This is a genomic window from Paraglaciecola marina, assembly GCF_004360155.1.
Lineage (GTDB): Bacteria > Pseudomonadota > Gammaproteobacteria > Enterobacterales > Alteromonadaceae > Paraglaciecola > Paraglaciecola marina.
Genome location: NZ_SAIS01000030.1, coordinates 46,584 through 56,291, shown reverse-complemented (window position 1 = coordinate 56,291; position 9,708 = coordinate 46,584). Strand labels below are relative to the sequence as shown.

General features: G+C 39.7%; 8 protein-coding genes. 6 read left to right on the top strand and 2 right to left on the bottom strand.

All coding sequences use genetic code 11. From position 1 onward, the window contains the following. The coding region (locus EOK74_RS19400) for an Lcl domain-containing protein (RefSeq protein ID WP_166638806.1) at positions 1-459 on the top strand (459 nt) is incomplete at its 5' end. A gap of 48 nt (positions 460-507) precedes the next feature. Here EOK74_RS19400 and EOK74_RS19395 read toward each other — a convergent pair. Further along, positions 508-1,518 (bottom strand): LacI family DNA-binding transcriptional regulator, encoded by a 1,011-nt coding sequence (locus tag EOK74_RS19395; RefSeq protein WP_133471769.1) that lies wholly within the window; start codon positions 1,516-1,518, stop codon positions 508-510. A 123-nt stretch (positions 1,519-1,641) separates the two neighbouring features. Here EOK74_RS19395 and manD point away from each other — a divergent pair, with 123 nt between their 5' ends. The 4 genes from manD to EOK74_RS19375 are packed head-to-tail and all read left to right on the top strand — an operon-like array spanning position 1,642 to position 6,654. Further along, positions 1,642-2,859: a D-mannonate dehydratase ManD gene (gene manD / locus EOK74_RS19390; protein WP_133471768.1), complete on the top strand. Its 1,218-nt coding sequence runs from the start codon at positions 1,642-1,644 to the stop codon at positions 2,857-2,859. A gap of 27 nt (positions 2,860-2,886) precedes the next feature. Continuing rightward, complete coding sequence (locus EOK74_RS19385) at positions 2,887-4,023, top strand: Gfo/Idh/MocA family protein (protein ID WP_133471767.1); 1,137 nt, start codon at positions 2,887-2,889, stop codon at positions 4,021-4,023. 15 nt (positions 4,024-4,038) lie between these two features. After that, positions 4,039-5,802, top strand: a complete 1,764-nt coding sequence (locus EOK74_RS19380) for a sodium:solute symporter family transporter (protein ID WP_133471766.1) — start codon at positions 4,039-4,041, stop codon at positions 5,800-5,802. Positions 5,803-5,817: 15 nt separating this feature from the next. Beyond that, positions 5,818-6,654, top strand: coding sequence for a hypothetical protein (locus EOK74_RS19375; protein ID WP_420818941.1), 837 nt, complete (start codon positions 5,818-5,820; stop codon positions 6,652-6,654). 47 nt (positions 6,655-6,701) lie between these two features. Here EOK74_RS19375 and EOK74_RS19370 read toward each other — a convergent pair whose 3' ends face one another. Then, entirely contained in the window at positions 6,702-8,633 is a 1,932-nt protein-coding gene (locus EOK74_RS19370) for a S9 family peptidase (RefSeq protein ID WP_133471765.1), read from the bottom strand. A 213-nt stretch (positions 8,634-8,846) separates the two neighbouring features. Between EOK74_RS19370 and EOK74_RS19365 the strand changes: the two genes are divergently transcribed. Beyond that, positions 8,847-9,698 carry an alpha/beta hydrolase gene (locus tag EOK74_RS19365; protein WP_133471764.1) on the top strand — a complete coding sequence of 284 codons (852 nt, stop codon included), beginning with the start codon at positions 8,847-8,849 and terminating at the stop codon, positions 9,696-9,698. Positions 9,699-9,708 lie beyond the last annotated feature (10 nt).

Here is a 9,708-nt window from a genome sequence, read left to right as displayed (position 1 = left end):
ATATCAATCGAGCGTGTCGGGTTGACTGGGGTTTATGCTTCTATAATTGTTGAAACTAATTTCGAGAAACAAGTTATTGATTTGTCTGGCCTTAATGTTGCCGTGGTTGAACCATATGACCCAGACGCTTTAATAGAGTGGGAAGACAACAAGTTACCTGAAGGACCTGAGATTAATTGGTATAGCGCTGTGGCATATTGCGAGGAATTGACATTAAATGCTAATGAAGACTGGCGTTTACCTCGAATAGAAGAGCTTAGAGCGGCGTTACAGTTAGCAGAAGAACCGTTGTTTGTGCTCACTGTAGAAGAAAATGTTTCCGCAACTCTACTATGGTCAATTACTGAGCCACCTGATAATCCATTAAATGCTTATATGGTTTATGGTAATGGAACCGCTTTTTGGAGTAATGACTCAAAAGATAGTTTTGCCCGTGCGCTGTGCGTTAGGTCTTTATAATAGGTAAATGAAAAATTAAAAACCTATAGCCTTTGGCTATAGGTTTCTTTATGCATTCAATTTACATGATTGTCTTTTTACAACAGAGCAGGGCACTAATATTTTCTTGTGAGCTAGTGTTTTGTTGTGAATATGCTCTAGTAAAAGTTTAGCTGCTTCTGAGCCAATTTTGTAAGGTTCTTGTTTCACCACTGTAATGGGAACTTTAAAAAATTCCGCCATAGGGATTTCATCAAACCCTATTAAAGAAATATCTTCAGGTACGCTAATGTCTTCTTGGTTAAATTGCGTTAATAATTCCGTGGTGATCGCTAAATGTTGGGTAAAAATAGCGGTTGGGGCAGGAGTTGAGTGGAGCATATCTTTTACAGAGTTTTGAAAGCCTGTCTCTCTATGCCAATACTGGATTAGGTTTTTGTCTAGCGGGATATTATGTTTATCTAAAGCTGATACAAAACCTTGATATCTCTCATTTCTAGATTTTACATTTTCAAAGTTTTGCGTTAAAAAACAAATATGCTTGTGGCCAAGCTGAATCAGATATTCAGTGGCATCGAAGGCTGCTTGTTTATAATCTGAGATGATAATGTTCTTGTCAGTATCGTCATGTTCAAGCTGAAACTCTACAATGGGAAGTCCATTCTCAGAGTATTCTTGCAATAAATGCAAGTTATTACCAGAAGAAGAGACAATGATGCCATCAACTCTCAGTTGATATAATGCTCGTATTGAACGAGCCTCTACCTCTGGATCAAAGTCAGTATTGTAAATAATGACGTTATATTCCCCGTTTTTACAAAAGTCATCTATGCCCCTCAGTACATGGCTTGTATCAAAGCCTGTTAAGTCTCGAACTATCACACCAATTGTTTTTGTTTTGTCTGATTTAAGACTTCTCGCAATTGGATTAGGCACATAATCTAGTGTTTTTATCGCGTCGGTAATGCGGTCTTTTGTTTTTTGAGACATGTACTCAAAGCGCCCGTTTAAATACTGTGATGCCGTACTTTTTGAAACACCTGCAAGGTTAGCCACATCGATAAGTTTTATTTTTGCCATGTAAAATTTCGTTGATAAGGGTAATTAACATAATGTTGACATCTTGAAGTATTATGCTAGATTATTCAACTAAACCGGTTTAGTTTGCCGGTTTATACCATTATTTAGTTAAGAGGCCACTAATTGAAGATTACAGAAGTCAAAGTATTTGTTTCTTGCCCAGGCAGAAACTTTGTCACCGTCAGGGTCACAACTGACCAAGGTGTTTACGGCTTAGGTGACGCTACCGTAAATGGCCGAGAGATGTCTGTGGTGGCTTATTTAGAAGAGCACGTAGCGCGATGTTTAATTGGTCGTGATCCACAGGATATTGAAGATATTTGGCAGTATTTATATCGTGGTGCTTATTGGCGTAAAGGGCCTATTACTATGGCTGCTATTGCTGGTATTGATATGGCTCTTTGGGACATCAAAGGAAAAGTGGCCAATTTACCGGTTTACCAGCTATTAGGGGGAAGAAGTCGCACTGGGGTCACCTTATATGCCCACGCCAATGGTGAAAATATTGATGACACCCTAGATAAAGCCCAAGCACTTATAGACCAAGGATTCAAAGCAATACGCTTACAATCAGCCGTTCCTGGCTTAAAGGTAACCTATGGTGTGTTAGGGGATAAAAAGGATTACTTTGAATTGCAGGGAAATAGACCTTTACCGCCTGAAGAGGAGTGGTCTACCCCTAAATATTTCAACATGATTGAAGAGTTATTTAGCAAAGCAAGAGAGCGTTTTGGCAATGAGATCCATCTTGTACATGATGTTCACAGTCGCCTTTTACCTGTTGAGTCTGCAAAATTAGGGCAAATACTAGAAAAGTATAATCTAATGTTTTTAGAAGATGCGGCCATGGCTGAAAACCAAGATAATTATAAGTTGATCAGGCAACAAACTACCGTGCCTTTAGCCATAGGTGAAACCTATAACACCATTTGGGACTGTAAAGATTTAATTCAAAACCAGCTAATCGATTACATACGCACAGCTGCTACCCATGCAGGTGGGATCACCTCTTTAAGGCGTATTGCTGATTTTGGAAGTATTTATAATGTTAAAACCGCCCCCCATGGTGCCCCCGATTTATCTCCAGTTTGTTTTGCAGCTCACATGCACTTGAATATTTGGGCTCCTAATTTTGGTATTCAAGAATTTGTAGGTTTTGGAAACGAGCAATTACAAGAAATATTCCATCACGATTTTAAAGTTGAAAATGGTATGGCGTTAATGAGCGACAAACCTGGCTTAGGTATTGAATTTTGCGAAGAAGCTGCGAGTAAATATCCCTATAAGCGTTCATATTTACCCATTAGTAGATTAGAAGATGGGACCTTATGGAATTGGTAAGTTCTTTTAGAATTAAAGGATGAAAAAATGAGTAAACAAATAAAAGTTTTAATATGCGGTACTGGGTTTGCTGGGCAAGGTCACGGAGAAGCATTTAGAAATGTGGGTGCAGAGCTTGTAGGAATAGTCGGTCGAACCGAGAGTGTAGTGAAGGAAGTGGCTAAAGACATGGACATTCCCTATGCGGGGACAGATTGGCAACAAGCACTTATCGACTGTCAACCTGACGTAGTGTCAATTGCCACGCCCGGTGGTGCCCATGTTGAGCCAATAAAACAGGCCATAGAGTTTGGCTGTCATATTTTTAGTGATAAGCCATTAACTGCATGTGGGGAAAGTGCTAAAGAGTTATATGAATTGGCAAAAGCAAAAGGTATTAAAACAGCGTTTGCTTCAAGCTTTCGTTACATGCCCGAAATCATGCATGCTAAAAAGTTAGTCGCTGAAGGGGTTATTGGTGAGCCACTTGAAGTTGAGTGTATTTCTCATTTTAACCTAGAACGAGATATTCCTTTTGGTTGGTCACACCGTAAAGAAGATGGGGGGGGGCGCTTAAATAATAACTTCACCCATATGATGTCGATTGTTACCTCTGTCATAGGCGAGAAAATTTTATCTATTATGGGGGAAGTCCGAGATGATTTAGGTAAGGCTCCGATAGTTGAGGGGGTGCATAACTTTAAAACTCGTCGTGATTTTATTCCAAAAGATATAACCGATCCGTCATTAAAATGGGGCGAGTCTAATGTTGAATGGTCATATAACGTGATGGCTAAACTTGAAAGTGAGTTTGCTAAACAACCAGTGTCTGTGATGTTTAAGCACGGTGGCTTGCATCCTAGGTTCAACGAAGATCACCTGGCATTTTATGGCAGTAAAGGGGCTATTTATATCAAAGGACATTATGGCGCTGGGCCATTGTATTTGTATGGCGAAAACAAAGAGTGGATAGAGACTCAGTTGCCCTTTGAGATTGCAGCAGATGTTCCAGACATAAAAGGTGATACTGAAAGAAACTGGCAGTATCTAATCCGTGAGCTAGTCAAAGATATTAAAGGTGAGTCAGTACCACCTTATCAAACCTTCAGAGAAGGTGCTCTATATCAACAGCTTATCGATGTGATTCGTACTAGTGACACTTGGATTGATGTAAGTAAACTTTAGTTAAGGCTTGATAACATGGTCTATGATTACGCAGTAATAGCTGGTTATTTTCTTTTAGTTGTGGGGATTGGTTTTACCTTCAAAAAAATGGCGGCAAAGTCCACCAGTGATTACTTTAGAGGGGGGGGCCGCATGTTATGGTGGATGGTGGGTTCAACAGCCTTTATGTCACAATTTTCTGCTTGGACTTTCACAGGTGCCGCAGGTAAAGCTTTTACTGATGGTTTTGCGGTTAGTTTGGTGTTTTTTGCGAATACTTTTGCCTACTTTTGTGGTTGGGCATATTTCTCTTATCGTTTTCGCCAAATGCGAGTCGATACACCAACAGAGGGGATAAAGCGTCGTTTTGGAGAGCAGAATGAACTGTTTTTCTCTTGTGCTTTGATTGTATTTAGCTTCTTAAATGCGGGTATTTGGTTGAATGCTCTTGGGGTATTCACGAGTGCCGTATTTGAAGCAGACATCAATGCCACTATTATCGCTACTGGCTTAGCTGTGTTGTTTATCTCTGTGCTTTCAGGTGCATGGGGAGTGGTAGCATCTGATTTTGTGCAAACCTTAGTGGTGGCCGTTGTATCCATAGCTTGTGCAATTGTGGCCTTAGTCATGGTTGGTGGGCCAGTTGAACTCGTTACACAATTCCCGTCAGGTTTCGTCATGGGGCCTGATATGAATTATGGCTTGTTGTTAGTAGGGACCTTTATTTTCTTCCTTGCGAAGCAATTGATCACCATAATGAATTTGAATGATTCTTTTCGATTTTTAAATGCCAAAGATTCAGATAATGCCAGAAAAGCTTCTTTATTAGCTATGGTTTTAATGGGAGTAGGCAGTATTATCTGGTTTATTCCTCCTTGGGCTTCTGCAATATTATATCCAGATGCGGCAGCATCTTACACTGAACTTGGAAGCAAAGCTGCTGATGCTGTGTATTTGGTATTTGCTCGAAACGCTATGCCTTTAGGTACGGTAGGCCTACTACTTGCCGCTTTATTCGCGGCCTCTATGTCATCGATGGATTCGGCATTAAACAAGAATTCAGGGATTTTTATTCGAAGTATCTATCAACCATTTTTAGCTAAGCGTAATAAGGTTGTGGATGATAAGCATCTTTTGCATATGGGAAAATTATTAAGTTTTATTAGTGGCTTGTTGGTGATCGTGATGGCACTGTTTTTCAAATCACTGAAAGAGCTGAGTCTATTTGACTTAATGATGTCTTTCTCTGTGATGATCCAGGTACCTATTTTAGTGCCATTAATCTTTGGTTTATTTATCAAGAAAACCCCATCATGGGCTCCATGGGTAACTGTTATGCTTGGTTTGTTTGTATCTTGGTTTGTACGAAACGTATTTACAGCAGATGTATTTGCAACCTTAGTAGGGCTTGAAGAATTTACCCGAAGGGAAGCGTCAGATATGAACCTTATCCTGACGATCGGCTCGCACTTACTAATTACAGCTGGTTTCTTCTGTTTAACGAGTTTGTTTTACCAAGCAGAAAAAGATCAATATAAGCTACAAACTGATGAGTTCTTTAAAGACCTTGAAACCCCTGTCATCGCAGATGATCAACAAGACAATTATGATAGGCAACAAAGACATAAGCTTGGCTCTATGGTGATATATATGGGGATTGGCATCAGTATTATGGCGTTAATACCCAATCCTGTTTGGGGAAGAGGGATCTTCATAGCATGCTCATTTACTATTTTGGTTGTAGGGCTGTTATTAAAGAAAAGTGCAAAGCCTCAATCTAATCCTCTTATTAGCCACTAGACGTACGAGTAGGTGATGCTTATAAAAAATAAAAAGTCGGCAACCTTGTTAGCATTAATGGTATTTGTTTTAGGGTGTACTGCATCTAAAGATTCAGCGAGTATTATATTAACTCATGGCACTGATGAATCAGCAAGTGGTCTACCTTCCTATGTTATTAATACTAGCAATGCTACTTATTACCTAGAGAAAACAGGCGGTGGTCTGTCTAGTATGATTGATAAAGATGGGTTTGATTGGATAGGCTTTCATCCAGAAAAAGGTTCTGGTCACAAAGGTGAATACAGAGGTTTTCCAAATGCGATTCACAAGCAAGATGGTAGTTATTTTCATGCTATGAATGCTGGAACCGATCCTGCGACATCTGCAGTTGAAATAAACACATCAGATCATGTACGTATTATATTCACATCTGATAATGGTATGTGGCAAGGGCAATGGGATTTTTATCCAGAACGGTTAGATTTCACCATGAAAACAGTAAGCTCTGGTTATAAATATTGGGTGCAATATGAAGGGGTACCTGGTGGCGAAATGGACCCAACAGATTTTTGGTATGGGTCTGCAGATAACAAATCTCATTCTATCAATGAACCTTTTATCGGTGACTTACCCAGCCCCGAGTGGATGGCTTTTGGTGATGTTAAATCCCCAAGATTGCTGTACTTGTTTCACCACGAAGATGATGACCACCCAGATAATTACGTAAGTAGACCTCATATGACAGTGTTAGGTTTTGGCAGAAGTAACAAAGATAAGTATCTCACAACCCCTCAAACTTTCAGTATTGGGTTCGTTGAGTCTGTGAATTATCTTGATATTGAAGAAGCCATTAAAAGTATCGAGCCTTAGTTTTTAAAAAAGCGCCTGTTAGACGAACAGGCGCTAAATAGTCAAACCTATGGCTTTTTAAGGTAATCATCGAGGAAGCTAAGATACGCCTCCGACGCCTTTATTCTGTTTTCCTTCCGTAAAAAACCATGACCTTCATCTGGAAATAGTATGTAGTCTACATAAACACCGTTATCCCTAATGGCTTGTACTAATTCATCGCTTTCAACTTGAAGTACTCGTGGATCATTCGCTCCTTGAACTACTAACATTGGCCTGGTGACTTTTTCAGCATGAAACAATGGAGAAATAGCTTTGTGCCTTTCAGAGTCAGTTGCCGGATCACCCATTTCATCATAAAGTGACTCTCGAAACGATGCCCACCATTCGGGTATGCTAGACAAAGTTCGAAGCCAATTTGTTACACCAAAAATGTTGATGCCTACTTCAAACTCGTCTGGATGGAAGGTCATAGCAGCCGCTGTTATATAACCGCCATAAGACCCCCCCATAACTCCTACTTTTTCATCATCAACCCAATCAAGACTACGTAAAAAATGACCCGCTTCTACAATATCGCGGAGGTCTTCTTGACCATGCCGTTTATCATCCATATGAAAAAACGTTTTGCCATAACCCGATGAGCCACGATTATTAGCAGCATAAACTCCGTACCCGTTATTGACTAAGTGCTGAATTAGCGCTCGGTATCCTCTTGTACTTTGTCCTCCTGGCCCGCCATGAACAAAAACTAATGCAGGTACAGGTTGCAGTGCGGATGCTTGCTTGGGTTTATACATGATCCCAGGAATAACTGTGCCGTCTGAAGCTTCAAAACGTTCCACAGTAGCGGTAACTAAATTGCTTTCATTTATTATAGGGTTGAGCGCGTTAGTTAACCTCACGCTATCGCCACCAATATTCGACATATATAAATTGTATGGGGAGGTATCCGTGTTTAATCCAAAGGCTAGCTTAGACTCATCTCTTGAGAACCTAATTTGTCCTAACTCACCTTCTGGAACCTCGTTAAGCGATAAGTCTTTGCCTGTGGTTTGATCATAGATAATAACATCTGTTAAGCCGTCTGCATTGATGCCATGAATTCGATATCTTCCACTTGGTGAGTAGAAAACGAAACTAACGTCCCAATCAGCTTGAATTAAAGGAGCTTTGCTTTTAGTCGCAATGTTATAAGTCCATGCTTGATTAAATTCACCATGCTCGTTTGTACTCATAACTACATGCTTTTCGTCGGGTGTAAAATCATAAGTTGAATAAGCAATGTTACCTTGATGTTCAGTGATTAAAATCGGCTGCTTTTCTTCACTTAGTAAGTCGACTAAATAGATATCAGAATCTGCACTTGTACGGGGTTTATCAAGTGTTAACCATTTTCCTGATTTACTTATAGATCCTGGCGCGAAACCAGGATTCTCGAATAGTAACGAAGCTTCATAGCTTTTAACGTCAATACTGTATAGGTCAAAGTTCGCAGGGTTACGTCCATTGTGCCAAACATAAAAAGCCCGATTGTTTTTTGCCCAGCCACCAAAGAACGCTTTAAGGTTGTCGCCTGTCGTGACGTCAATTAAGGTACCATCCAACTGGCGAACAAATATATGGTTGAGCTCATTTCCGCCTTGGTCTGCGGAGACAATAACTCTGTTGTCATCGGGGAAAAATGAACTTACGAAGTAGGCATTTGAATCAGAATCTGTTAATAAAGTTTGAACTCCATTTTCATCGACAGTGTAGGCGTTAAAGACACCAGATTTGTCGGATTGAATAAGAATATGTTTATTGTCATGGGACCAAGCATAACCATTGGAGTTTGCTAGGCCGTAGCTTGTTGTCTGGAAAAAGTCATGAGCCGAATAAGTTTCAAAACTTACTGAGGGCTTGGTCGGCGTATCTTCTGTTTCTGTAATTTTTTGTTTTGAACATGCACTAAGCACAGTGAAGAAGCAAATTGTAAAAAGCACTTTTTTGGTATTCATTTTTAAGGTTCCTTGGCTAAGCCGTGTACTACTAAATATATGATAATAGATTGATTATTGAACAGCTTCAGTGATGATATTAATACACATTTACCTATATTGTCATTGCTAAATATTTTAGAGTGGGGGCTGTCATAAGGCGATTAATTTCTATTAATAGTGGATAATGTTTTTTCTTTTATCGACGTTATAAAAAGGCTAGGTAGTATTGATATGTTAATTAAGCGATTGATTCCATTTATCTTATTTATTTTATGTAATTGTCTAATGGCATGTTCAGAGTCTATCAAGCCTTCATCTGCTGCTGACAATGTACAAAGTTTGCCCTTTCAATTTGTAATAACTGGTTTAGATAAGCAAAGAACTGTGCGCCTTTACTTACCTCCCAGTTATCGCTCTTCCGAAAAGTCTTATCCAGTGGTGTATATGCATGATGGCCAGAATTTATTTGATAATTTAACGGCCGATAGAGAGGAGTGGCAGGTAGATGAGTCGTTAAACGCATTGGCAAAGAGCAAACAATTTGAAGTGATCGTGGTGGCGATAGATCATGGCGCAGAAGAACGCATGAACGAACTATCACCTTGGGAAAATAAACGTTTTGGGCCTGCTCAGGGTCAAGCTTATATGGATTTTGTAGTGGAAGTGGTTAAGGTCTATGTTGACAATAATTTTCGTACTAAGCCTGAACGTTTATATACTGCAACTATGGGGGCTGGGATGGGCGGCTTAATTAGTCATTATGCGCTACTTGCTTACCCAGAAGTGTTTAGTAAAGCCGGCATATTCTCTCCCGCTTATTGGTATTCACCGGATGTATTTGCATATACTCAGTTTAAAAAAGCTAAGTTAGATAGTCGATTCTACCTTGTATATGGCGACGCTGAAGGTGATGGAATGATAGCTGATACAGATAAAATGTATCGACAGTTAAAATCCCAAGGACATCCAAGAGACAATATGAAATTTAGACGGGTGACAGATGCAGAGCCTGGAGAGAAGTTTTGGAAAGCAGAATTCTCTGATGCTATAACCTGGTTATTTCAACAACAACCTTCGTTTTAAATTAAGCAAA

Excerpts from the sequence above, each read along its gene's own strand:
- EOK74_RS19395 (WP_133471769.1), bottom strand. The coding sequence starts at position 1,518 with ATGGCAAAAATAAAACTTATCGATGTGGCTAACCTTGCAGGTGTTTCA.
- EOK74_RS19385 (WP_133471767.1), top strand. The coding sequence starts at position 2,887 with ATGAGTAAACAAATAAAAGTTTTAATATGCGGTACTGGGTTTGCTGGG.
- EOK74_RS19380 (WP_133471766.1), top strand. The coding sequence starts at position 4,039 with ATGGTCTATGATTACGCAGTAATAGCTGGTTATTTTCTTTTAGTTGTG.
- EOK74_RS19375 (WP_420818941.1), top strand. The coding sequence starts at position 5,818 with ATGCTTATAAAAAATAAAAAGTCGGCAACCTTGTTAGCATTAATGGTA.
- EOK74_RS19370 (WP_133471765.1), bottom strand. The coding sequence starts at position 8,633 with ATGAATACCAAAAAAGTGCTTTTTACAATTTGCTTCTTCACTGTGCTT.
- EOK74_RS19365 (WP_133471764.1), top strand. The coding sequence starts at position 8,847 with ATGTTAATTAAGCGATTGATTCCATTTATCTTATTTATTTTATGTAAT.